Raw genomic sequence first — 284 nt, forward strand, 5'->3', positions numbered from 1 at the left:
TGTAATCTCCCCATTTGTGGTAGTGCTCAAAAGTAGAGCCTATGCCGCCCGTTTCAGTTTCATGGCCGGGGTGATACCACCGATGCCCATATGGGGCCGTTCATTGTTATAGGTCCAGAGCCAAGCTGTGGCAAACTCCTGTATTTCTTCCAATGACTCAAAGAGATACTGATTCAGCCAGTCATACCGCACGGTTCGGTTATAGCGTTCGGCATAGCCATTTTGCTGCGGTTTCCCCGGCTGAATGTACCGGATGCGAATTCCTCTTTTTTCAGCCCAGGACT

1 protein-coding gene is annotated in these 284 nt (G+C 50.4%); it reads right to left on the minus strand.

Features of this window, described 5'->3' with window-relative positions; translation table 11 throughout:
* Nucleotides 1-39: 39 nt before the first annotated feature.
* Nucleotides 40-284, minus strand: a 245-nt coding sequence (locus EII23_RS12790) for an integrase core domain-containing protein (protein ID WP_148091311.1), incomplete at its 5' end; no start/stop codon positions are given.

Origin of the sequence: Desulfovibrio sp. OH1186_COT-070 (genome assembly GCF_003860215.1) — a bacterium.
Lineage (GTDB): Bacteria > Desulfobacterota > Desulfovibrionia > Desulfovibrionales > Desulfovibrionaceae > Desulfovibrio.